Origin of the sequence: Paraburkholderia sp. GAS333, from assembly GCF_050435665.1 — a bacterium.
Lineage (GTDB): Bacteria > Pseudomonadota > Gammaproteobacteria > Burkholderiales > Burkholderiaceae > Paraburkholderia > Paraburkholderia fungorum_A.
Map to the genome: position 1 here is coordinate 341,033 of NZ_JBNDKS010000006.1, position 22,710 is coordinate 363,742.

The following is a 22,710-nucleotide window of genomic DNA, read 5'->3' on the forward strand; positions in this document are numbered from 1 at the left end:
TCAGTATCCGTAGTCGATGGGCGGAGCTTGCCCGTTCAGGTTGTAGTCGCCGATCGCGCGGTATTTCCACGCGGCCGGATCATGCACGGTATGAGTACGCGCGTTGCGCCAGTGCCGGTCGAAGTTGTGCCGACGCAGCGTAGTCGAGGCGCCGCCCACGTCGAACAGCGCCTGCGCCGCATCCAGCGCCGCTTCGGTCGACATGACCTTGGCTTCGGCTGTCGCAATCGACGCATCGACGGCCGCCTGCGCGATCACGTCCGGCGACGCGCCGCCAAAGCGCGCCTGCGCGGCCACGTCGATCTTCGCAGCCGCGCGCGCGACAAGTGCGCGAGCCGCGCTGACCTGCGCGGCGATCGAGCCTATCGTGTGCAGGATGTACGGATCGTCGGCGGCTCGATCCACGCCGCTTTCGCGCACGGGCCGCACGCCTTCGCGTATCCACGCAGCCGCATCGTGCAGCGCCGCCTGCGCAATGCCGATTTCGATTGAACAGTGAATGATCTGCGACGCCGCGCCGGTATGATGCCGCTCGGTTTTCCAGCGATCCGTGCGCATCACTTCATCCGCTTCGACACGTACGTCGATCAGTTCCGTCGTGCCGCTCAACGTGCCGCGCTGACCCATGCCGTCCCAGTCGTCATGGCGGACAATGCCAGCGCGTTCGGGCGGCAGCACGACGAGCACGCTGTTGCCATCGGGATCGAGCGCCGTCACCTTCAGCAGATCGCCGATCAACGCGCCCGTCGAATAATGTTTGACGCCGTTGAGCCGGTAGCCCTCGGCGTCGCGACTGAGCGCCGTGCGAACCTCGCCGCGAAAACGTCCGCCGCGTTCGGCCGACGCACCGCCGATCAGTTCACCGCGCGCTACGCGACCGAGCAGACGGGCCGCTTGCGACGGTGGCGCCATCAGCAGCGTCCGTTCGACGAACACGAAATGCGGCAACAGCGCCTGCGCGACGCTCGAATCTCCGCGCGCCAAAGCGACGACGACGGTCGCGAGATCGACGATCGTGCCGCCCGCGCCGCCATATTGGCGAGGCACGCGAATCGCGCCGATCCGCGCCGCGCGAATCGCATCGAAGGCCGGGCGGTTGGCGGTTCCGCGTTCGTCCCATGCGGCGGACTCGGCTGCCAATTCGATGGCCAGCGTTTCGGTGCGAGCCATCAACTCTTCAGAGCACAGCGTTTCATTTTCAGTTTCGGACGAGTTCGCAGACGCGGAATCAATAGCTGGCATCACGATTACCCCTGCAAATAAGCATCGGCGAGCGTCGAGTAAAACAACATCGGCCCTTTTCGCAGCCCCTGAAGCCTGCTCGAATAAAAGCCGAAGAACTTCAACTCCAGAAGATTGATCGACGGCACTTCGTTCTGTACAAACTCCTGCAACTGGTCGATCAGCACTTTTCGTTTCGCGACATCGCCCTCTTCCTGAATCCCTTCGATAATCCGGTCCATCTGCGGATTCGAGTAGCTCGACGCATTGCTCGACGGCACGCCCTGCTTGATGTTCTTGCTCCAGAACCTGCGCGTCACGCCGATCTGCGGATCGGGGTAAGCGGAATACCACATCGACGCGGTATCGAAATCGCGGTCCGTGTACAGCTTGCGAATCACGCCCGCGAGATCGAGATTGACCAGCGTCACCGCGACACCGATATTGCGAAGCTGCTGCCGCATCAGTTCGGCCGCGCGCAGATAGACGTCGCCATAGGACACTTCGGTGACGTGGTCGATGCGCAACCGCACGCCGTCGGGTCCGCGCTTCAGACCGGCTTCGTCGAGCAGTTGCTCGGCTTTCTTCGGGTCGAACTCGTACTGCGGCAAGCCGGCCTTGAAGAACTGTTTCTGATAACTGGGCACGCAACTCTGCGCGACATCCGCGAGCCCGTACCAGACAATGCGCGCCATCGCCGCACGGTCGATTGCGTGCGCGAATGCCTTACGCACGCGAATATCGTCGAACGTCTTGCGGCGATAGTTGAAGTCGAAGAAGAACATCGGCGCGGGCGCCTGCCAGCCGACCGTATCGAGCACGAGCTTCGGGTTCTTCTGCAAACGCGCCACATCGCTTTCCGGCACCGGATTATTGGCCGCAAAAGCAAGCTCGCCGTTTTCCAGCGCGATCGCACGCGCGGCGGCGTCCGGCACGGTCTTGAAGATGATGCGGTCGAGATACGGCTTGTCGTCCTTGCCCGACGCTCCCTTGTCCCAGTAGTTCGGATTGCGCTCCAGCGTCACGTGGCTGCCGCGCACCCATTCCTTGAACATGAACGCGCCGGTGCCGATCGGCTTCGCGTTCCACGGGTTGGTCAGCGGATTGGTGCCTTCGTAGAGGTGTTTCGGCACGATCTGCGTCTCCGTGCCGAACAGCACAGCCCACAACACCGGCGAGGGTCCAGTCAGACGAAACACCACCGTATGCGCGTCGGGCGTATCGACACCGATCACCTTGGCGAGATTCGACGCGCCGCGCGGATGCGTTTTCTTCACGACATTCAATATCGAATACTCGACATCCGCTGACGTGAACGGCTGACCGTCGTGCCAGGTCACACCACGGCGCAAATGGAACGTGATCGACTTGCCATCGGGCGCCGTGGTCCACGACTCCGCCAGTTGCGGTTGCGGACGATACTCGTTGTCGTAGGTCAGCAGGCCGTCGAAGATGTTCGCCGAAATCACCACGGCGGGGCTCGAAATATTGATGCCCGCCACGAGTCCCGCCGGTTCGGGCGTGACGTTCGCGAACAACGTGCCGCCACGCACGACAGATCCAGGCAACGCGGCAGCCAGTTTCTGTGCTGCCTCGGCGGACGACAGCAGGCCGGCGCCAGAACCGGCCAGCATCAGTTGCAGCATCTGGCGACGGCTGAGATGTCGCAAATCGAAAGTCATGGAGGGTCTCGAAGCGGAATAAACGGAGTCGGTCGATGACTCGCGGGATCGAAGAAAAACGCAGCATTCGGAATGCGCTGCGGCCGGAATCAATACGAAAAAGTCAAAGGCGGCGGCGCATGATTGACGACGTAGTTGCCGACCGCGCGACACTTGTAGGCGACAGGATCGTGCGTGGTATGCGTGCGGGCATTGCGCCAATGACGGTCGAAATTTTGCGCACGCGTGGTCATTGCGGCGCCGCCTGCGTCGAACATGGTCTTCGTGACTTCGAGCGCGGCGTGTGTCGACACGATCTTGGCCTGCGCGGTGGCAATTGAGGCGGCCGCTGCCGTCGCGTACACGCGCTCGTCGGAAGAAGTTCCACCGAAACGGCTGTCGGCCGCGATATCCAGTGCGATCGCGGCGTCGTCCACGATCGCTTCGGCTGCATGAATTCGCGCGGCGATGCGACCGATGGTGTGCAACACATACGGGTCTTGCGACGCGGAATCGATGCCGCTTTCCTTCACGGCCCGCGCACGATTTTTTGCCCACCATGCCGCGTCGGCGAGCGCGGCCTGGCCGATGCCGACTTCGATCGCACAGTGAAGAATCTGCGCGGCCGCGCCCGTATGATGCGGCCGCGACAGCCACGGCTGCATGCGCATGACTTCGTCCGTATGGACGGGCACGCTGTGCAGCAGCGTCGTGCCGCTCGCCGTACCGCGCTGCCCCATGCCGTCCCAGTCGTCGATTCTTTCTATGCCGACGCGATCGGCGGGCACCAACGCGGCAACCATCTCGCCGTTTTCATCGAGCGCGCGAATCTTGAGGACATCGGCGTACAACGCGCCGGTCGAATAATGCTTGATGCCGTCGAGCACGAAGTGACCGTTAGCACTTCGCAAACGCGTCCCCATTTCGCCTCGAAAGCGGCCACCACGCTCCGCGGCCGCCGCGCCAAACAGCGCGCCGTTCGCGGCCAGCGGCAACAGACGCCGCTGCTGCGCAGCACTGCCCATCAACCGCAATCGCTCGATGAATACGAAATGTCCAAGAAAGGCCTGCGCGACGTTTGGGTCGCCTTTAGCGAGCGAGATAAAAATGCGTGCGACGGTCTGCCAGTCAGCACCCGCGCCGCCGAACTCGCGAGGCACCCGCAATGCGGTCAAACGCGTATCGCGCAACGTCTGCATCGCCGCGAACGGCAGCCTGCGCTCGCGATCGGCCTGCGCAGCGTCGGCGGACAATCGCTCTGACAATGCAACGGCTGCGTCAAGCAGCGCTTCCAATTCTGGTGCTTCCGGCACCGGTGGCTCCGCGTGCAGCACGGGGGCTTCGAATAATTCGCTCATGCAATGACTCTCCGCTGTTTGACGTGATCGGCTTAGAGGCGCAATCCGGCCTGTTTGAGCAGCGGCAATACCGCTTCGCCGAAATACGCGAGGTCGGGCTCGAAGTCGTAGAACGTCAGTTGCAGACCGTCGCAACCGGCCTGCTTCAGACGCCGGATGTAATCGACGATCTGCTCCGGGCTGCCGATCAACTGGATGTTGCCGCCCACCGCTTTCTGATCCCGCTGATGTCCGCGAAACGCGTGGCTGTCCCGTTGCTGTGCTGATGCGAAGAAGTTGTCGACGGCCACGCGGTCCTGCGCGGCGACGATCGCATCGTGATACGCCCAGGCTTCGCGCTCGGTCGGCCTGCAGATCACCATCGGATTGATCAGCGTGCGTAGCGTCCTGCCCTGAGCGGCGGCGGCAGCCTTGATACGCGCGCAGTGCGCGGGCAGCACGTCGAGCGCGGCTTCGATCTCGGCGCCCGCCGGGCTGGTGATGAACACGAGGTCCGAATGCTGTGCGGCGAAGTCGATCCCGGCGCCCGAGCCCGTCGCGTTCACCAGCACCGGACGGCCGAATGCCGGACGCGGCGACACGTACGCGTTTTCGCTTTGCCAGTAGGCGCCGCGCAAATCGACGTTGTCGTCGCTATGCCAGTACGTCTTCAGAAAACGCACGAACTCGTCGGCCATCCGGTAACGCTCGTCGTGCTCGATCTGCGGATTGCCAAACATGCGCGCGTGACTTTCGAGGTTCCCCGTCACGACGTTGATGCCCCAGCGTCCACCCGTGATGCTGTCCAGCGTTGCGCCGAACTTCGCGAGATGCAGCGGATGCCACGGCCCGTACAGCACGTGAATGGTCGAGATCAGCATGATGCGGCTCGTGACGCTGGCGAGCGCGGCGGTCGTCACAAATGGATCGAGGCTGTCTTCGCGATAACGGATATCGCCGCCGTGACCGCCTTTCGGATTCCACTGCGCGAGCCCGAACACCAGGTCGAGACCGAGCGCCTCCGCTTGCAGCGTCAGCGCCTTGTTGTAGGCGAAGTGCCAGTCGGTGCCGCGCGGCAGGGTCGACGGACTCCAGCCGCCGTTCTGGATCGGCAGGAACAGGCCCAGCATGAACGGTTGCGCGAAGGCAGCGGCAAGCGGGCTGCCCGGCAGATCGGCGGGCGAAACGTCGGGCAGGTTCGGCGTGGCGTTGGGTAGTGGGCTCATGACAGGATCTCGCGCTCTGAACGCTTCAGAATGCGTGGATGCTATTGGCAGCCCCTCAACCGCCGGAACCATCTATACGGAATATCTTTATGAGTCGGACAGAGATTGCGCGGTTTCCGCACGCCTTCCCGCAATGAGAACAACGCACATCTCATTGAATAGACTGGCATTTTTTAAATCGAGCGCAGATTTTCGCAGGGCCGGACAGATCGGTTTTGCTTATGTATTTTCTGGCCGCGCTTAATGATCGAGCCGGCGTCCGGGCAGGACTTGCGACAACAGCTCGAACGCCTGGCGCACCAGCGGATTGGCGCTGTGCGGCCGAATCCACAGGTAATAGTCGACATCGGGCAAACGCGGCAGGCCGTCCTTGTCGCCCAGCACCCGCATCTCCGGTCCGAGCAATTCGATGCTGCGCGCGGTGACGCCGAGTTGCGCGCGAATCGCCGCTTTCACGCCCAGCAGGTTCGACGCGATGTACGCCTCGCGCCAGCGCACCCGCGCGGCATCGAGCGCTTCGATGGCCAGTTTGCCGAAGATGCTCGGCTCATCGGCGAGCACGAGCGGAATCGGTGCCTGCGGTACATGCTTGTATTGGGACGCGCAAATCCAAACCGTCGGCGATGTACGCAACAGCAGCCCTTGCAGCGTGGCGTCTCCACGCGTCGACAGCGTCATGTCGATCTCGCCGCGACGCAGCGCTTCCATCAGAAACGGACTGCGGCCGACATCGAGTTCGATCCGCAAGCCTGGCGCCCAACGCGCGATGTGCGCGAGGATCGGCGGCAGCAACGTATCCGAGACATCGTGCGGCGAACCTATTCGCAGAACGCCGGCCTGTGCGCCGCCTACCAGCGACTGCACGGCCTCGTCGTTGACGCGAAGCAGTTCCCGCGCATGACCGAGCAGTTGCTGGCCGCCTGCTGTGAGCGGCTTGTTGCGCCCCTCTTTCTGGAACAGCGCGATACCCACCAGCGCTTCGAGCCGTTGCATCTGCTGGCTCACTGCCGCCTGGCTGCGGCCGATGCGCACCCCGGCTCCCGCGAAGCTATGCGCGTCGGCGACCGCCACGAAGGTGCGCATCAATTCGAGGTCGAGGTTTTTCATCGGCGGATCATCGGCAGAAACAGAAATTCTGATGTTCTTGCGTCGCAAGGGTACAAAGCGGCGAAGCAAATCCCAACCAATCAATTGAGCTTTGTTTTTCTTGCTGCTTGCAGAAGATGAAAGCGGGAAGCAACTGGACCGCGCACGCTCAAGTGCGCAGGATCACCGGCTCGTCAGACATTGAACAGTTCGCTGCGGGCCGCATCCATGATCATTGCCACGGCCGGATGGCTGATCCGGCGCTCAATCGAAATGGCAAAGAACTCTTCGACAATCGTGTCGATATGCCCCAGCGTGACCAGCGCGTGTTCCGCCTGCAACTGACTTTCGAGCACGGCCGGCGCGAACAGCACCCCGCGACCTTCGCGGGCGAACGCCATCGACATGGCGCCGTCGTCGAATTCGCCGACTACACGCGGCGATATCGCATGCGACGCCAGCCAGTGATCGAGCTTGCGGCGCACGGCGGACTCCATGCCAGGGAGCAGCACAGGCAGCCGCGCGAGCGACAACGGAAAGCGCCCGTTACCGCCCCGGATCAGCGCCTTGGTGCCGAAGCAGGCCAGCGTCGAGCGGCCCAGGCTGTGGTTGAACGCCTTGATATTGACGTCCGCCGGCAGCGGCGCGTCGGCAATGATCAGATCGATACGATGAACGGCGAGTTGCGCAAGCAGCGCATGCAGATTGCCTTCATGGCAAATCATTCTCATAGAGGCGGACGCGCTCAATGCGGGTTCCAGCAGCCGGTACGCAATCGCCTTCGGAACGGAGTCCGCAATGCCGACCCGGAAGCGGGTTTGCGCACCGCCCTCGCTTTCGCGCCGCACGACACTCTCGAGTTCCGAGCCCAGAGAGAAAATCTCGTCGGCGTAATCGAGCGCGAGACGCCCCGCATCGGTCAGTTCAAGGCCTCGACCGCTTTTTCTGAAGAGCTTCCGGTCCAGCGCCTCCTCCAGCAATTTGATCTGACCGCTCAAGGTTTGCGGCGAGATGTGCAACTGCTCGCCCGCCCGAACGATGCCTCCCGCGCGAGCCGCGACCCAGAAATAATGCAGATGCTTGAAATTCATTGCCGCTCCAATCTGCCAACACTACGAATTAACCGAAATATTAACGTAGAAAATACGAATTTTACGTTTTGTCAGGTTCGCGTAGATTGAAGCCTCGTTTCCGCGATTCGCGGGAAATCAACGATCAGCAACGGAGGCGGTTTATGACGACGGTTGCACATTTTCTACGTTCAAAGGCGACCGGCGCCGTATGGTCGACGCAGGCATCCGCATCGGTCTACGACGCGATTGCGACGATGGCGCATCGTCAGGTCGGCGCACTCATCGTCGTCGATAACGGGCGCGTGGCAGGCATCATCACCGAGCGGGACTACGCGCGAAAAGTGGTGCTGAGAGACCGTTCTTCGCGTCAAACCACGGTGCGCGACGTGATGTCGTCGACTGTGCATTACGTCGGTCCCGACCATACGACAGAACACTGCATGGCGCTGATGACCGAGCATCGCATTCGTTATCTGCCGGTTATCGATTGCGGCCAGGTGGTTGGAATGATCTCGATCGGCGACCTGATCATGAACGTGGTTTGCGAGCAGGAGAACACCATTCAGCAGTTGGAAAACTACATCCATGGAAACGGATTTACGCCCGTTTCAACGCGGCCTCATTCGACAGTGAGCGCAAGTATGGGCGGTTGAGTTAATTACTGTTCGTAAGCATGGTCGCGACGACCATCGCCTGGGAAACACGTGAAACCGGTTGCTTTCCGACTTATCTATCGACGAGGCTTTTATGTTTACGCAGATCATCACCCGCCTACGACAGGCGGCCGCAACGATAACGCGCGGTACGGCGGCACTCGGATTGGCTGGGCTGCTTGCGTTCGGCGCGGCAATCTCCACTGAAGCCGAAGCGAAACGCGTGGGAGGCGGTCAAAGTATCGGACGCCAGTCGCAATCGGCAGCACCTTCCGCCCAGGGGCAGCGCAGCCAGCAGGCACAACCTGCACAGCAGTCCGCAGCAGCGCCAGCCGCTGCTGCGGGTAATCGCTGGATGGGGCCGTTAGCGGGTCTCGCCGCAGGGTTAGGTATCGCGGCTTTGCTTTCGTCGTTCGGACTGGGTGCCGAACTCGCGCAGATGTTGTCGAATGCGGTGCTGATCGGACTCGCCGTGTTGGCCGCGGTGATGCTGTTCCGCTTTATCGCTGCACGGCGCCGTCCGCAATTCGCGTATGGGCACGGCGCCTCCAATCGGCAACAGGCGAACGGCTCGCATGAGCCGGATCGGAACTGGCAGCCGGGTACGGCGCCATTGGCCCGGACCTGGGGGCAGACGGCAGCCGGACACGCTCAGACAACGGGCAATCCATACGCAACCTATCTGGCGAGCGATGCCGGCCGCGAAGAGTTGCTGGTATCGGCGAAAGAACTTTTCTTGCGCCTTCAGCGCGCATCGGATCTTAACGAACAAGGCGATCTGTTCGAGTTGACGACGCCGGAGATGTTCATGCGTCTGAAGCAGGATCTGGAGATACGGGGTCGCTCGACGGGCATGACCGACGTCACACAGCTTGACGCCGAACTGCTGGAAACGGTCACCAGTCAGGAAGAAACGGTAGCCAGCATCCGGTTTCACGGCTACATGCGCGAAGACGATGCACCTACGGCTGAGCCGTTTCAGGAAATCTGGCACCTGCTCAACAGCGCGACGGGCGATAGGTCATGGCAACTGGCCGGCATTGAGCAGATTAGAGGAGAGCGGCAGCGTTGATGGTTGCACACGCGCGAGTACCGTAGGGTTTCTGCACTCGTGGAAACCATGACCAAAGCGCTGCGAATCGCTTCGCAGCGCAATCCCCTCGAACTACTGTGCGATCAGATTACCGCTTTCAAGGCTGCTCTCGACCAGCGTCGGCAGGTGATCGACAAAACCGGTCGGCGCATTCAGATTCAGGTAAGCCGATCGAATACTGAAAAACGCGCAGCCGGACCAATGCGGCGTCACTGCACGTCCAGATTGCCCGCTATCAAAACAAATTCAACGTCTGCGCTTTAAGGAACCGACGCGAACTTGCGTCGAAGCTGGCCCGCAGACAGCCACAACGCGGAAACAAGAAAATAGATCGCCCCTACCCCTGCGTACCCGGCCACTTTGACGATGGCGGGCGGCACCGACGCATGCGCCTGTGCGATAAAAAGCACACCCGCCAGCGCTGACTGGCCGCCACTCAGAATCATTGCCCATTGCGCGCCAAAATACTTCCTGCGACGAACAGCGGTGGCAAGCTGAAGCAATCCGGACATAACTGCCCAGACTCCGAATACATCGAGCACCGAGTTTGTATCGACGTGCAACACGACGATTACCGCAATCGCTATCGCCAGGCTGGCGAAGACGTTAAAAGCTTGAGTCGAATTTTTGCGCATTCCACCGCTACGCGACATATCGACGTAATTGGCGAGCGCATCCCATAACGGATAAACAACCAGCAGTGCGGCTCCGATCGCCGCGACATGCTGCCCGACGATGAGCGCAAGCGCGACCCAGATCACAGAGAACGCAGCACGCGTAAAGTAAAAGTACTTGAGCCACCGTTCATCCTGAAGACGAAGGGTTTCGGAAAGATGAGCAGCCATTGAAGCTCCTTGATGATTTTGCCGATCGCGTCGCCTGATGCGACGCGCCACGCCCCTGCTGCAATGACCTGTCGGCGGAACCGCGCCGGGATCATCGGGACAAGACGTCTGCATGGGTACAGATGATGGCATCCGGCTCGCGTTGCCGGCATCGGTCAAATGACCGATACGTTCCAGAAGGTTCGCGTATAGTTGGCGTTCTGTTCGACCCGCACTGATCCATTCATTTCGATGACCGACGACAACGTCCCCCTGTCCGCGGTGCGCGTGTTCGATGCTGTGAAAGCCCTCGCCTTCATCGGCGATCTAAGCATGGGACAGCCCACCGGCCATTCGCTACGCACTGCATGGCTTGCGACACGCCTCGCCGAAGCATCCGGGGTAGACCCAACTACGAACGACGCGGTCCGCGAAACTTCGCTGCTGCGCTGGTCGGGTTGCACGGCAAACGCAGCGGGTTTCGCCGATGTTTTCGGTGACGACATCGCTATCCGTATTGCAATGCTTGAAGATCGCCAGGGCTGGGCCGAGCAACTCAACGCGCTGGGTGGAGCAGGCGCGGTGCTTGCTCCGCTCGCGCAAATCCACTGCGAGGTCTCCGGCGAAGTCGCGCGCACGTTGGGCCTTGCGCATTCGACAGAAACGGCGTTGCGGCGCATCTTCGAGTCGTGGGATGGACACGGGCTGCCCGCTCACCACGCTCGCGAAGAAGTGCCGGCAGCGGTACTCATCGTCGCGCTTGCCGGCGACATGGAAACGTTCAGCCGGACCTATGGCATCGAGCGCACGCTCGATCTGATTGCGCAGCGCGCCGATTCACGCTATCCGGCACAACTCGTCGAGACGGCAACCCGCAACGCGGCGCGCTGGCTCACGGAACTGGAGCAGGCGTCCACCGCCGACATAGACGCCATGCTGACGACATCCCGTATGCAACAGGACACCGATGTCGAATTGATCGCCGACGTCATCGATCTCAAGCTGCCGTGGATGACAGGCTTCTCGCGCGCAGTCGCCGCGACCGCCGCGGAATGTTGCGCCCGGCTCACGCCTGATAAATCGGCACATGCACGCGTTTATCGCGCGGGCTTGGTTCACGGTATTGGCCGTGCATCGGTGCCCAACCGGATCTGGAATACGAACGAACATTTATCCGAAAGCGCATGGGAAAAGGTCAGGCTGGTGCCGTACTGGACATCGCGCGCCGGCAAGCAGGCCGGTGCACTCGGAGAAGCGGCCGAACTCGCATCGTATGCGTACGAAAGGTCGGACGGTTCGGGCTATTTCCGTGGAGTGCGCGATCAATCGCTGACGCTCGAAGCGAACGTGCTGGCGGCATCGGTAATGTATGTCGCGTTACGCGCGGTCCGTCCGTGGCGTGCGGCCTTCTCTGCCGACGAAGCCGCACGACACTTGCGTGACGAGGCCGCACGCGGCCGTTTAAACGCCGAGGTGGTGAATGCGCTGCTGTCCGACGATGCTATCGTCGTCAAACGGCCAGTGAGCAGCACGTCGCAGAGTGTGCGATTGACGGCGCGCGAAATCGACGTGCTGCGCGTTATTTCGCGAGGCGCCAGCAACAAGGAAGCTGCACGTGAATTGACGCTCAGCCCAAGCACGGTTCGCACTCATGTCGAAAACGTGTTCCGCAAGCTCGAATGCTCGTCGCGCGCAGCGGCAACGCTAAAGGCGTCGACGCTGGGGCTGCTTTGACGATCGCGCTCGCACGCCAGACTGGTTGATGAAGGCGGTGTGCAACGCACGCCGCCAATCAGGTCATAGGCCGCGCAGCAACCACTGCCACGCGACGTTCACCTGAGTCAAGCTGCGACGCCGAAGCCGATTACATCGGCGGCACAACGCCGTCCTTTTCGACCACGACAAATTGCGCGTCATGTGCTCCGCCGTTGGCCGGGACCGCGACGACAAACACCTTCTTGCCCGCGATCAGATCAGCCCGCGTTGCAGGCGCGAGCGTCACGACCGGCGCACTGGTCGGCACCGTGACCGTGTTGCTGCCACCCTTGTACGAAAGTTTCAGATCGCGTCCGCTCGTGCCCTCGACGACCGTGTCCACATTGGCATTCGTCATCGAACTGTTGGCGCCGAGATCGTACGCATAGTGCCCCTCGCCCATTCCGCGAGCGGCTTCGGGGAACACCAGCACTTCCCTCGCGGTCAGTTTGCCGTCGGGACCGGGCATGGCCGCCGCCCCGACATACGAACCCGGTTTGATATCGGAGAGCTGGATTGTCTTCACTGCGCTGACCTTCGACGCGTCGGTCAAGGTAAGCGTCACGGTATCGCCGCTACGGCGATGTACGGTCAACGCATTGCCCGACAACGACACGATATCGCCGCGGATGCGCTCAGGCTTTATCGCGGGAGATTGTGCAAACGACGCGCTAGCGAGCGTGAATGCGACGAGGGAGGCAGCAAGCTTGATACGAATGGACATAAACGCTCCGTTGATGTGAGGGGATAAAGCTGTTGGCGGGCTGGCGGATCACGATCCACCGAACCAGTTGTAGCCCTGGTTTTCCCAATAGCCGCCGGGAAATTCGTTGGTCACGGTGATGGCGACGATATGCTTCGGTTCTTGTAGCCAAGCTTGGTCGGCATGCGCAACTTCATCGGGAATCCATACTTCGGCGGCAACATCTGGTCGTCGAAGGTCAGCGTTAGAAGCGTCTGAGGATGCAGCGCTGTTGGCATATCGATGCTTGTCCAGTAGTTGTCGGCGCAATGCAGCGCGACATATTTCGTCGTCGTATCCGCACCGGCCATCGACAGGAAATCGGAAAAGCGCACTCCGCCCCACTTGCCGATAGCGCTCCAGCCTTCGATGCAAATATGCCGCGTAACCTGACTGCATTTCGGCAATGCATCGAGTTCAGCCAGCGTCCAGATGCGCTTGCCTTTGACGAGACCTGTCAGTTCGAGCCGGTAGGTCTGTGCATCGATGTCGGGCACCTGATCGATGTCGTAAAACGCGTTGAACGGGAAAGGCCGCGTGATCATCGACTCTGGATAGGTCGGCGCAAGGCTGCGTGGGTCAAACAGCAGCGCCTGCGCACCGTCATTGAACGAGGAGATGGTGCGCAACAGCCGGTTCACCGACTTGTCGTTTGTCAGATCGCAGCCGGACAACATGGCCAGCCCACCGAGCGTCAGCATGCGCTTGCCAAACAGGCGGCGCGAAGCCGAACCCAGTTCCTTTTGCGCGTCCTTGATGATGGACGCTGCGTCGGGCATCCGCTTATCTTTATTCGACGTCATCGTCATCGGCCCCGGATCATGGTGAGTAAAGATCGCGGCACTAGCGCGACCATGACGACGTGTATCGCGAGAAAACCCGTCAGTACGCTCATCGCAATGAAATGGACGATGCGCGCGTTGTCGAAGCCGCCCATTAGCGTGCGCAGAACAGGAAACTGCACCGGCTTCCAGATCGTCAGGCCGGACGCGATCACCAGCGCAAGGTCAGCAATGACGACGAGATATGCGAGCTTCTGCACGGCGTTGTACTGACTGGGATCACGGTGGCTGAGTTTGCCGCGCAGTGCCGCGACGAGATCGGTTGCAATCGCGCGAATCGTGACGGGGAACAGGGTCCGGCGCAGCCGTCCAGTGATGATCCCCAAAACCAGATACGCGAAGAAATTGGCAACGAGTATCCACATTGCTGCGAGGTGCCAGAGCAGCGCGCCACCTAGCCAGCCACCCAGCGTGATCGATGCAGGAAACCGGACGGTCTGGAATAGGGGCGACGCCTCGTAGACCTGCCAGCCACTCATGCACATGAGAACGACGGTCGTGGCGTTAATCAAGTGAAACGTGCGGACCCATACGGGATGAACGATTGCGTTGTTCAAAGCGATCTCTTCGTAGCCAATGTAGGAAGTGCGCTGCGGCCATCGGCGAGCGCAGCCAGATGCAGATCGCCGGTTCAACTGGATTTGCCGCTGTCTTGCCGGGGCACTATCTGGTTGGGCGCATGCGACTGGTATGAACGCAAGGATCGCAAGGAAGGCGTTGCGAGGGTATCGGTCAAATGACCGATGGGCAGGTGGTCGGAAGGCGCTGGCAGGACGCTCGGGATTTTCGCTGGAGATGTCACTTGCGAGCGCAGTAAGGTCGCGTGGGTACTTCTACTTCGGACATCCGCTTATTCATGGACAAGCAGCCCAGTTCAATCCTCTTCGCTTTATGCCTGCCAGGAATGACTGTTATCGACGGCGCCTGCCTTCTTCGAAAGGAGGCCAACCTTCATCATTTGCTCACCGTCAACCAACAGGAGCAAAACGATGAGCAACTTCCAAACCTACACGATCGATAACGCACCGGCCGCTTCGAAGGCCGTCCTCGAAGACACGAAGCGGGCCTTCGGCTTCGTTCCCAATCTTCAGGCGCATATGGCGGAGTCGCCCGCGCTGCTGGCCGGTTACTCGGCGCTGTGGGACCTGTTCTCGAAGAGCACGCTGACGCCGCACGAGCACCAGGTCGTCTACCTGACCTCGAACTTCGAGAACAACTGCCACTACTGCATGGCCGGTCACAGTACGCTGGCGAAGATGATCAAAATGGACGCCGGCGTGATCGCCGCGCTGCGAGCCGGCACGCCGCTGCCCGATGTAAAGCTCGAAGCGCTACATCATTTCACGACGCTCGTGGTGCGTGAACGGGGCTTCGTTCCCGACGCCGATGTCGACGCATTTCTCGCCGCGGGCTACACCCGTCAGAACGTCCTCGAAGTGATTCTGGGCGTGGCGACGAAGGTGATGAGCAACTACACCAACCACATCGTTCACACCGAACTCGACGGTTTCATGGCCGGCAACGAGTGGACCAAACCAGTCGCTGTCGCTGCCTGAGATCGGACTGAACCAGCGCCTGCGTCGCACGACCGATGAGGGCATCGGCTGCGGCCTGGCGCTCGACCTGACTACCACAGCCGAATTGGCTCGCAACGCAGAACGCAGCCTGAATCTACCGACTCCTCTATTCCTCTCAACGGAGAACACCCATGTCACTGCAAGACAAACTCGACGCATTCCGGGCCGACTTCAAGGCGGGCAAGCCGCCATTCAACGCGCCTCCGGAGATTCACCCGGTGATGGAACGCGCCACAGCCGAGCTGATTGCGAGCGGGCAAGCGGGCCGCGCGATCAAGGCTGGCGACCGCGCACCGCATTTCAATCTGAAGGATCAGAACGGCAACGATGTGTCGTCCGCAGCGCTGCTGGTGAAAGGACCCCTTGTCGTGACGTTCTATCGCGGCGTCTGGTGCCCGTACTGCAATATCGAATTGCAGGCGATCAATGAAGTTCTGCCGCAGATTCTGGCCTACGGCGCAAATGTCGTGGCGATCTCGCCGCAGACAGCAGTCAACAGCCGCAAGTCCGTGCGCACCAACGAACTCAATTTTCCGGTGCTGAGCGATGTGAACGGTCAGACAGGCGCCGACTTCGGCTTGCGTTTTGTGTTGCCCGAATATCTGGTCGAGTTGTACAGGAACCTGAAGAACGATCTGCCGGCGTTCAACAACGACCCAGGCTGGACCTTGCCGATGCCCGCGCGCTACGTCATCGGACAGGATGGCATCGTGCTGTATTCCGAGGTCAACCCGGATTACACGCGTCGTCCTGACCCGTCGGACATGTTTCCGGTTCTGGAGAAAGCGACGGCCAACGCCTGAGCCACGCTGTTACCCGCGAACAATCCGCCGGGTAGCGAGGACGAGGAGCGTTATCTGTCAACAGCGGCGCGTCATTCGGCAAGCTCGTTTTCTGATGGCGTGCCGCCTTGGCTGTAGCCAGCGGCACCAAGTATCTCTTCGACGAAAGCGACGAATGCCCGCGCCTTCGCACTCACCAGGCGTCCGGCCGGGAAGACTGCCCACAGGTCGATCGACGGTAATTCCCAATCGGTCAGTACGGCCTGAACCGTGCCGTCGGCAAGTTCCGGCGAGAACATCCATTCCGACGCAATCGCCAGGCCCATGCCGCCGAGCAAGGTCGTACGCATGCCCTCGGCGGCGCTGACGCTGACGCGCCCGGATACGACGACCGCCACTTCCTTGCCGCGCTGGCTGAACGCCCACGACTCGCCACCGCCTCGCAACGAATACACGATCACCTGATGCTGGCTGAGGTCCGCAGGCGTCTTCGGCACGCCCGCTTCAGCGAGATACGCAGGCGTTCCAACAACCCGTCGACGGCTTTGCGCAATGCGACGCGCGGTCATCGTCGAGTCGTCTAGCGAGCCCATGCGCAGCGCTACGTCCACACCATTTTCGAGCAGATCGATGGTGCGATCGTCCAGCACGATATCGATCTGCAAATTAGGGTGCCGGTCCAGAAACGTCTTCAGCGCGGGCAGAATATGCAGCCGCGCGAAGGTCACGGCTGCGCTGACGCGCAGTACGCCGGATAGTCCGGTAAACGCGTCGCGCGCGACATGCTCGGCGAGGTCCACTTCTTCGATTGCGCGCCTTGCGTGCTCGTAGAAGCGCTGACCTGCATCAGTGGGCGTCAGGCCGCGTGTCGAGCGCAACAGGAGTCGCACGCCGAGCCGCTCCTCGAGTTGCGCGACTGATTTCGACACCGCTGGTTGCCCGAGCTTGAGCCGCTTGGCGGCCGCCGAAAACGAGCCGGCCTCCACTACGCTCACATACGTTTCCATTGCTGCCATCCGGTCCATGCCGCTGCTTCTCCTCGAGGACCGTGAAGTCCGTGTCGTGGCTGAGATGTGTTCAGCCGGGAGTCTATCGCGTCAGACCGGCCTGAAGGTTGGCTGCGTAGCCGTGAATCGCCTCTGCAATCTGCGGCGGCGACCGGCCAGCGGACCGACAAGCGTCCGCATCGATGCGTCTGCCTGGGTTGATCATTTCCCTCGCTCAAACACCGGCATTATCTCTGTACGCACTCGTCGGAGGACACCAGCCAACCTTTTGCCGACGCTATTTCGCGAGGATAATGTGCGTGGCCCGTTCCGACGATACGTGCTCGACGGTCCGATAACCCAGAGCGCGAAGATCGAGGCCGCTAAAGAGCGACTCTCCCTGGCCGAGCGCAGTCGGCGCAAAAGCAAGGTGAATTTCATCGACGTAACCGGCCCGAATATACTGCTTCACGGTTTCGACGCCGCCGCCAATCTTGACGTCCTTTCCGGCTGCCGCTTCGCGCGCCTTTTCGAGCGCGCTCTCAATGCCATCGGAAATGAAATGGAATGTCGTTCCGCCCAGCATCTCGATGGATGATCGCGGATGATGCGTGAGTACAAAGGTCGGTGCATGGTACGGCGGATTGTCGCCCCACCATCCTTTCCATTGATCGTCCGGCCATTCTCCACGAACCGGTCCGAACATATTGCGGCCGAGAATGAAAGCGCCGAAGCCGTCCATTGCGCGCCGGGCGAACTGGTCATCAAGCCCCGTGTCACCGTCTTCTTTTCCGACCATCTGCCGAAAAGTGCGCGTGGGGAAAAACCACTGGAATAGCTCCTCGCCTCGCATACCCAGCGGATGATCGACACTCTGGGCAGTACCGGCAGCGAAGCCATCAAGCGACACACTGAATCCAGCAACTTTTACCTTGGTCATTGCGCGTCCCTCCGGGATGTGGAGAAGTGATCAGAAAGCCAGTTGATAGTTTGGCTCTCCTCCACACGACGCGCAATGCGACCGTAAATCGACAACGATTCGTTTCAGTGGAAACCCGAACGCGGAATCTACTCCGCCGAGTTTCCCTTAGCACGGGCCCGCGCAGTCTCGCGGAAACCCGGATCAAGCATGCGCAAAATCGTTTGCCGCGATCTTGATCACGATGTCGTTCGGCCGCACCAGGCGGTTCGACACAGCCGCGTAAAGCCGCCCAGGACGCAGCGCACGAATCTGCGTGCGCGCCTGTGCAGGATCGTCGGCGGCTGGGTCGATGATCTCCGCGATCACATCGCCCGCTTTCACGTCCGTGCCCAGCGGAAACGGATAAACGATTACGCCGCCCACCGGCGTACGCATCATCGAAATCGCTTCGTGCGGGGTTTTCTCGCCAGCCCACTTTGCATTCGCGTCGAACTCGCCTTCCACTACGCCGATTCGCGCCAGATGCCGGAAGATCGCTTCTGCGTCGCCGCGCGCGAGTTCATCCGACACATCGGCCGCGCCGCGCATTTCAATCGTCACACTGACGTTGCCCTGCGGAATCGGAAAGCGCCCGCCGAACTGCTGCGCCATATCATGCCAGGGCTTGCTGCATGTACCGTCGAACAACACTGGCGTATCCGTGACATGGACCAGGCCCGGATCGATCTCGGCGACGAACGGATCGAGCATCGCCTCGCACCAGGGCGCCACCACCATCCCCGCGATAGCAACGAGTTCCGTATGCGAGTCGACCACAAAATCCGCGTCGATGGCGAGCTTGAGCAACGTGGTCTGAAGCGACTGCACTTCGTTGGCCGGCTTGAGCGCGTCGAGCGTCTCCTTCAACGCCGCGCGAATGACGGCCTTATTCGTTTCGGCGTCGGCGCCGAGTCTGCCTTCGACACGCGCCGCCACGCCGCTGCTCAGACTGGGCCAGCCACGGTTGTAATTGCCGCCGCCATCGAGCGCTTCCCGACCGATCTGATTACCCAGAACGTTATCCGACAGACCAATCGGATTCGCATACGGCACGATCACCAGTTCGCCTTTGAACTTGCCTGCCCGGTCGGCAGCCAGCGCGAGGTCGAGCAGATGATGGCCGATCAGCAGTCCCGGCGTTTCGTTCGCATGCAACGCGGCCTGGAAGTACGCTTTCGGACGCGCGCCGGTTTGACCGATGCGGTGCACTTTCAGCGAGCGCTGAGTGCCGGGACTGGATGAAAGAATGGGTACAGATTCGATCGTATGTGCCACAGAAACTCCTATTACAGATAGCTGGCGAGCCTTACTTCACTTCGCCTGAAATGTTGGCTTGAAACGGCCGCTCGCGAGTCGGCCTCGTTTCATCGCCGATGCCGGCAAAGCGGGGATACGCGCCGAGCAGAAGAAGCACGCCCGCGCCCGCAACGACCACCACCGCATTGATCAACAATACAGCGTCGTAGCCGTTGAGCACGGTCAGCAGTTTGCTGAACGAAAACGGCCCCAGCCCTGCGCCGACCGCAAAACCGATGAACACGCCGCCATAAATTGCACTGTACGCACGCATGCCGAAGTAACGCGACACCAGATAGGCGAGCGCATCGTATTCGACGCCCGACGACGTTCCCACGATCAGCACCAGCAGCGAAGCGACCCAGAAACTCGTCACACCATGCGCCAGCAGCACGAACGACAACGCGCACGGCAACAGCATGCAGAAGACGACAACCGGTGCCCAGATGCGATCGAGAAACCAGCCTGTCAGCAACCGACCGATCACGATACCGATGCCGTACCACGATGCGATGCTCACCGCGTCGCTCATGCTGAATCCCGAGCGTGTCCAGAAGCGTTCGAGATTGGGCGCAATACCGGCGAGCGCGAGTGACAACAGGAAAAAGCTCGCGGTCAGCAGCCAGAACGCCGGCGTCTTCAATGCCTGCCCGAACGCGAGGCCTGGAATTGCGGCAGACGCATCGCTGGTTGCAACGGCGGCACTCGCGGCATCGACCTTCGGTTCGCGGAAGAAGATGAAGGCGATAGGCAGCGTGATCACCAGCAGGAAAGCGCCGAGCCCGACATAAGCGAGCCGCCATCCCACCAGCGCCATCATGTGAAAAGTGTAGAGCTTGATCAGCGCGCCGAAGATGCCGGTACCGACCAGGCAGATTCCAAGCGCAATGCCGCGATGCTGTTTGAAATGCACGACGACGCTCTTCGTCCACGTCACCGGCAGCGTGCCTGCACCCAGCAGCGTGATGACCGCATACGTCAGATAGAACATCGCGATCGAACCGTTGGAGAACGCCAGCAGCATCCATCCGATCGCGAGACCGATTACCGACGCCAGCACGATCTTGCGCGGACCGACGCGGTCGGCCAGCGTGCCGATGTACGGTCCGACCAGGCTCGATCCGAAGAACAGGATCATGAACGTGAGCATGACTTGCGAATCGGCCCAGCCGAAGGTCTTGGTGAGCGACGGCAGAAAGACACCCGCACTGTACGACGCCATCGTCGTCAGGCTGGTGCCGATGCCGATGGTCGCGGCAAGAATGATGCCCCACCCCGTCTTGAATTCATTGGTACTCGACACGAGACTCCCCTTTTCCAGATTTCGAGCCTGACGACGTCAGATCGAGATTACTCCTCGATCCGCTTCGTCCGAATATTTGATCAAATAATTATGTGATCGAGACTGATTTTTTGTGGGCAAAAATCGGCTGTCAAGCGAATTACGACAAGACGCACAAAAGCCTTCATTTAGCGGGTTTTCGCGCGGTATGGGCGAACAGCGGCCATCCCCGAAACCCAAGGTTTGGAGAACGGACCGCTCGCAACCCCAGCGATTTTCCAGCCTAGTTGATCAACATCGATCGGAGTGGCACAGCCGGATTGGCCAGCCCTGCGGGATCGAGCGGACGATCCGCTGCAACCAGGCGCTTGCACGCACCCATCTCCCGCCCCGCATTGATCGCGACGACCGCGCGCAACCGGTCGGCCTCGTCGAGCGCCATCACGCAGAACGGACCTTCTTCGGGATTGCCGCGCGTCATCAGCCTGTGCTCCGCCTCGATCATGCCGAGTGTCTGGATATTGCAGTCGAACTGATCCGACCAGAGCCACGGCCACTCTGCATAAACCTGACAGTCGCCGAGCATGTTCGCCGCCGCGATCGCGGGCTGATTCTCCGCGACCTGCCACGATTCGATGCGCACACTCCGTGCCAGTAGCGGATTGAAATGCTGCGTCACCTCGCCCGCCGCGAAGATGGCGGGATCGGCAGTACGGCATTGCTGGTCGACGACAATGCCGTTGTTCACGTCGAGACCCGCGGCCTGCGCGAGTTCGATATTCGGCAGCACGCCGATTCCGATTACCACGATGTCCGCCTCGAGTTCGCCTCGACTGGTCTCGATCAGCGCACGTCCGTTGCGATAGCCGATTGCCGAGGGCGTCGTATCGAGCCATAGATTCACGCCACGGCGCGTGTGCAATGCGGCCACGAACTGGCTTGCCGCGTGTGGCAACGAACGCCGCAGCAACACGCTTGCCGGTTCGATCACGGTTGCCGTGCAGTTGGCCTGCGTGACCGCAGCCGCGACTTCGAGTCCGATAAAGCCGCCGCCGAGAATCGCCACCTGTTTGCCTGGCGCGAGCGCAGCGCGCAACACGAGCGAATCGGCCAGCGTACGCACGTAGTGCAACGGCACGCGCGGATCGACCGGTCCGTCGAACGATCGCACGCGGGAGCCGGTGGCGAGCAAAAGCCGGTCGTAGGCCACTTCGTTGCCGTCGTGCAGATGAACGACCGCACGCTCACGGTCGATCGCCTCGACCGTGGTGGACAGACGCAACGCGATATCCTGCGCGCCGTACCAGTCAGCGTCGCGAATGAACGCTTTCTGTTCGCCACCCTCCGCGAGCAACGCATCTTTCGACAGGATCGGCCGGTCGTAGGGCGCATGGGGCTCCGCGCCGATCATCACGATGTGCGCGCCGGGATCGCGTGCGCGCAACGTTTCCGCCGCACGTCGCGCTGCATGTCCCGCTCCGACGATCACATGCCGGTCAGTCGACATGAATCTCAACCCGCGAGTCGACGATACGAATCGGAAACGCACGCACCGCTTCGGTGATCGGCGCGCAACGCGGCGCGCCCGTGCGGATGTCGATCAGACCTTGATGCAGCGGACATTCGACGCAACCGTCTTCCACATAGCCGTCCGACAGACGCGCATGACCATGCGTACAGAGGTCGTTCAACGCAAACACTTCCTCACCGAGGCGGAACACCGCGATCTGCCGGTCGCCCGCAAAAATAGCGGCGGGTTCGCCTTCGGTGAAATCGTCCAGCACACCAATGGGTTGCCAGTTTTCGAGTGTCTGTTCCATATGCCCTCCTTCAGATCGGCGTCGCGAGCAGCGTTTGTACTCGCGACGTGTCGTACACCACGCGCTTACCCAGATAGCGCAAACCGTCCTGCGTACGCACCACGCGGTCGTAGTACTTGCCCGCCTGGTACACGTCGGACTCGCCGTTCGAGCGCGTCTGCACCACGACGTAGCTGCTCTCGGTTTCGATCACACCGTTCTCTTCACCGGTAACGACGAGCCCCGACGTCATATGCCGGTACGTGTGATCTTCATAGATGTTCGCGTTGCGCAACGACACCACGCGATCGCGCAGCATGCGCTGGTTCGTGCAATAGATGATGCCGATCGGCAAGCCCATGTCGGCGTTTTCCTTCGGCACGATCTCGTAGGTGCAGTCCTCGGTGAACAACGTCGGCCATGCTTCAAGCCGGTCGTTGTCGAGGTGACTGATGTACTGGTTCTGCAGCATGTGCAATTCGAACCACAGCTTCATCGCTTCCATCTGCGTACC

Annotated in this window: 22 protein-coding genes and 1 pseudogene; 5 read left to right on the forward strand and 18 right to left on the reverse strand. The window is 61.0% G+C overall.

Translation table 11 applies throughout. From position 1 onward, the window contains the following. The 6 genes from ABH945_RS28800 to nhaR all read right to left on the reverse strand — a co-directional run bounded on the left by ABH945_RS28800 (position 1) and on the right by nhaR (position 7,622). Entirely contained in the window at positions 1–1,170 is a 1,170-nt protein-coding gene (locus ABH945_RS28800) for an acyl-CoA dehydrogenase family protein (protein ID WP_429252857.1), read from the reverse strand. A 77-nt stretch (positions 1,171–1,247) separates the two neighbouring features. Continuing rightward, positions 1,248–2,903 (reverse strand): ABC transporter substrate-binding protein, encoded by a 1,656-nt coding sequence (locus ABH945_RS28805; RefSeq protein ID WP_429252858.1) that lies wholly within the window; start codon positions 2,901–2,903, stop codon positions 1,248–1,250. Positions 2,904–2,992: 89 nt separating this feature from the next. Next, positions 2,993–4,240, reverse strand: coding sequence for an acyl-CoA dehydrogenase family protein (locus tag ABH945_RS28810; RefSeq protein ID WP_429252859.1), 1,248 nt, complete (start codon positions 4,238–4,240; stop codon positions 2,993–2,995). Positions 4,241–4,272: 32 nt separating this feature from the next. Continuing rightward, entirely contained in the window at positions 4,273–5,445 is a 1,173-nt protein-coding gene (locus ABH945_RS28815; RefSeq protein ID WP_429252860.1) for an LLM class flavin-dependent oxidoreductase, read from the reverse strand. A 240-nt stretch (positions 5,446–5,685) separates the two neighbouring features. After that, entirely contained in the window at positions 5,686–6,552 is an 867-nt protein-coding gene (locus ABH945_RS28820) for a LysR substrate-binding domain-containing protein (RefSeq protein WP_074771478.1), read from the reverse strand. Between the two features lie 173 nt (positions 6,553–6,725). Beyond that, positions 6,726–7,622, reverse strand: a complete 897-nt coding sequence (gene nhaR, locus ABH945_RS28825) for a transcriptional activator NhaR (protein WP_074771479.1) — start codon at positions 7,620–7,622, stop codon at positions 6,726–6,728. A 143-nt stretch (positions 7,623–7,765) separates the two neighbouring features. Here nhaR and ABH945_RS28830 point away from each other — a divergent pair, with 143 nt between their 5' ends. Then, entirely contained in the window at positions 7,766–8,257 is a 492-nt protein-coding gene (locus tag ABH945_RS28830) for a CBS domain-containing protein (RefSeq protein ID WP_074771480.1), read from the forward strand. Positions 8,258–8,351: 94 nt separating this feature from the next. Beyond that, positions 8,352–9,329 carry a Tim44 domain-containing protein gene (locus tag ABH945_RS28835; RefSeq protein ID WP_429252861.1) on the forward strand — a complete coding sequence of 326 codons (978 nt, stop codon included), beginning with the start codon at positions 8,352–8,354 and terminating at the stop codon, positions 9,327–9,329. A gap of 93 nt (positions 9,330–9,422) precedes the next feature. On the opposite strand, the gene ABH945_RS28840 is transcribed toward ABH945_RS28835, so the two are convergent. After that, the gene (locus ABH945_RS28840; RefSeq protein ID WP_429252862.1) at positions 9,423–9,563 is read right to left on the reverse strand and encodes a hypothetical protein; all 141 of its coding nucleotides are present in this window, start codon (positions 9,561–9,563) and stop codon (positions 9,423–9,425) included. Between the two features lie 47 nt (positions 9,564–9,610). After that, on the reverse strand, positions 9,611–10,195 hold the full coding sequence (locus ABH945_RS28845; protein ID WP_429252987.1) for a DUF308 domain-containing protein: 585 nt from the start codon (positions 10,193–10,195) through the stop codon (positions 9,611–9,613). 231 nt (positions 10,196–10,426) lie between these two features. Between ABH945_RS28845 and ABH945_RS28850 the strand changes: the two genes are divergently transcribed. Next, on the forward strand, positions 10,427–11,908 hold the full coding sequence (locus ABH945_RS28850; protein ID WP_429252863.1) for an HD domain-containing phosphohydrolase: 1,482 nt from the start codon (positions 10,427–10,429) through the stop codon (positions 11,906–11,908). Between the two features lie 130 nt (positions 11,909–12,038). Here ABH945_RS28850 and ABH945_RS28855 read toward each other — a convergent pair whose 3' ends face one another. The 3 genes and pseudogenes from ABH945_RS28855 to ABH945_RS28865 all read right to left on the reverse strand — a co-directional run bounded on the left by ABH945_RS28855 (position 12,039) and on the right by ABH945_RS28865 (position 14,070). Then, complete coding sequence (locus tag ABH945_RS28855) at positions 12,039–12,653, reverse strand: hypothetical protein (RefSeq protein WP_074771484.1); 615 nt, start codon at positions 12,651–12,653, stop codon at positions 12,039–12,041. Between the two features lie 48 nt (positions 12,654–12,701). Further along, positions 12,702–13,474, reverse strand: a pseudogene (locus ABH945_RS28860) (molybdopterin-dependent oxidoreductase). A 2-nt stretch (positions 13,475–13,476) separates the two neighbouring features. Beyond that, positions 13,477–14,070, reverse strand: coding sequence for a cytochrome b/b6 domain-containing protein (locus ABH945_RS28865; protein WP_429252864.1), 594 nt, complete (start codon positions 14,068–14,070; stop codon positions 13,477–13,479). Positions 14,071–14,502: 432 nt separating this feature from the next. On the opposite strand from ABH945_RS28865, the gene ABH945_RS28870 reads away from it, so the two are divergent. Together ABH945_RS28870 and ABH945_RS28875 are read left to right on the forward strand one after the other, a co-directional pair. Next, complete coding sequence (locus ABH945_RS28870; RefSeq protein ID WP_429252865.1) at positions 14,503–15,069, forward strand: carboxymuconolactone decarboxylase family protein; 567 nt, start codon at positions 14,503–14,505, stop codon at positions 15,067–15,069. 152 nt (positions 15,070–15,221) lie between these two features. Then, the gene (locus ABH945_RS28875; protein WP_429252866.1) at positions 15,222–15,893 is read left to right on the forward strand and encodes a peroxiredoxin-like family protein; all 672 of its coding nucleotides are present in this window, start codon (positions 15,222–15,224) and stop codon (positions 15,891–15,893) included. A gap of 71 nt (positions 15,894–15,964) precedes the next feature. Here ABH945_RS28875 and ABH945_RS28880 read toward each other — a convergent pair whose 3' ends face one another. The 7 genes from ABH945_RS28880 to andAd form a co-directional block, all read right to left on the reverse strand. Beyond that, a complete protein-coding gene (locus ABH945_RS28880; RefSeq protein WP_429252867.1) occupies positions 15,965–16,897 on the reverse strand; it encodes a LysR substrate-binding domain-containing protein in 933 nt (310 codons plus the stop codon). Between the two features lie 259 nt (positions 16,898–17,156). Then, positions 17,157–17,798 carry a dihydrofolate reductase family protein gene (locus ABH945_RS28885; RefSeq protein ID WP_429252868.1) on the reverse strand — a complete coding sequence of 214 codons (642 nt, stop codon included), beginning with the start codon at positions 17,796–17,798 and terminating at the stop codon, positions 17,157–17,159. A gap of 183 nt (positions 17,799–17,981) precedes the next feature. Next, complete coding sequence (locus tag ABH945_RS28890) at positions 17,982–19,094, reverse strand: succinylglutamate desuccinylase/aspartoacylase family protein (RefSeq protein WP_429252869.1); 1,113 nt, start codon at positions 19,092–19,094, stop codon at positions 17,982–17,984. Between the two features lie 31 nt (positions 19,095–19,125). Further along, complete coding sequence (locus tag ABH945_RS28895; protein ID WP_074771491.1) at positions 19,126–20,418, reverse strand: MFS transporter; 1,293 nt, start codon at positions 20,416–20,418, stop codon at positions 19,126–19,128. Between the two features lie 262 nt (positions 20,419–20,680). Further along, positions 20,681–21,904 (reverse strand): anthranilate 1,2-dioxygenase system ferredoxin--NAD(+) reductase, encoded by a 1,224-nt coding sequence (gene andAa, locus ABH945_RS28900; RefSeq protein ID WP_429252870.1) that lies wholly within the window; start codon positions 21,902–21,904, stop codon positions 20,681–20,683. Continuing rightward, positions 21,894–22,217, reverse strand: a complete 324-nt coding sequence (andAb, locus tag ABH945_RS28905) for an anthranilate 1,2-dioxygenase ferredoxin subunit AndAb (RefSeq protein ID WP_144161209.1) — start codon at positions 22,215–22,217, stop codon at positions 21,894–21,896. The genes andAa and andAb overlap by 11 nt, the downstream gene beginning before the upstream one ends. Positions 22,218–22,227: 10 nt before the next feature. Further along, positions 22,228–22,701: an anthranilate 1,2-dioxygenase small subunit AndAd gene (gene andAd / locus ABH945_RS28910; RefSeq protein WP_429252871.1), complete on the reverse strand. Its 474-nt coding sequence runs from the start codon at positions 22,699–22,701 to the stop codon at positions 22,228–22,230. Between the last annotated feature and the right edge of the window lie 9 nt (positions 22,702–22,710).

Excerpts from the sequence above, each read along its gene's own strand:
- ABH945_RS28800 (WP_429252857.1), bottom strand. The coding sequence starts at position 1,170 with ATGGCTCGCACCGAAACGCTGGCCATCGAATTGGCAGCCGAGTCCGCC.
- ABH945_RS28805 (WP_429252858.1), bottom strand. The coding sequence starts at position 2,903 with ATGACTTTCGATTTGCGACATCTCAGCCGTCGCCAGATGCTGCAACTG.
- ABH945_RS28810 (WP_429252859.1), bottom strand. The coding sequence starts at position 4,240 with ATGAGCGAATTATTCGAAGCCCCCGTGCTGCACGCGGAGCCACCGGTG.
- ABH945_RS28815 (WP_429252860.1), bottom strand. The coding sequence starts at position 5,445 with ATGAGCCCACTACCCAACGCCACGCCGAACCTGCCCGACGTTTCGCCC.
- ABH945_RS28820 (WP_074771478.1), bottom strand. The coding sequence starts at position 6,552 with ATGAAAAACCTCGACCTCGAATTGATGCGCACCTTCGTGGCGGTCGCC.
- nhaR (WP_074771479.1), bottom strand. The coding sequence starts at position 7,622 with ATGAATTTCAAGCATCTGCATTATTTCTGGGTCGCGGCTCGCGCGGGA.
- ABH945_RS28830 (WP_074771480.1), top strand. The coding sequence starts at position 7,766 with ATGACGACGGTTGCACATTTTCTACGTTCAAAGGCGACCGGCGCCGTA.
- ABH945_RS28835 (WP_429252861.1), top strand. The coding sequence starts at position 8,352 with ATGTTTACGCAGATCATCACCCGCCTACGACAGGCGGCCGCAACGATA.
- ABH945_RS28845 (WP_429252987.1), bottom strand. The coding sequence starts at position 10,195 with ATGGCTGCTCATCTTTCCGAAACCCTTCGTCTTCAGGATGAACGGTGG.
- ABH945_RS28850 (WP_429252863.1), top strand. The coding sequence starts at position 10,427 with ATGACCGACGACAACGTCCCCCTGTCCGCGGTGCGCGTGTTCGATGCT.
- ABH945_RS28855 (WP_074771484.1), bottom strand. The coding sequence starts at position 12,653 with ATGTCCATTCGTATCAAGCTTGCTGCCTCCCTCGTCGCATTCACGCTC.
- ABH945_RS28870 (WP_429252865.1), top strand. The coding sequence starts at position 14,503 with ATGAGCAACTTCCAAACCTACACGATCGATAACGCACCGGCCGCTTCG.
- ABH945_RS28875 (WP_429252866.1), top strand. The coding sequence starts at position 15,222 with ATGTCACTGCAAGACAAACTCGACGCATTCCGGGCCGACTTCAAGGCG.
- ABH945_RS28880 (WP_429252867.1), bottom strand. The coding sequence starts at position 16,897 with ATGGACCGGATGGCAGCAATGGAAACGTATGTGAGCGTAGTGGAGGCC.
- ABH945_RS28885 (WP_429252868.1), bottom strand. The coding sequence starts at position 17,798 with ATGACCAAGGTAAAAGTTGCTGGATTCAGTGTGTCGCTTGATGGCTTC.
- andAa (WP_429252870.1), bottom strand. The coding sequence starts at position 21,904 with ATGTCGACTGACCGGCATGTGATCGTCGGAGCGGGACATGCAGCGCGA.
- andAb (WP_144161209.1), bottom strand. The coding sequence starts at position 22,217 with ATGGAACAGACACTCGAAAACTGGCAACCCATTGGTGTGCTGGACGAT.
- andAd (WP_429252871.1), bottom strand. The coding sequence starts at position 22,701 with ATGGAAGCGATGAAGCTGTGGTTCGAATTGCACATGCTGCAGAACCAG.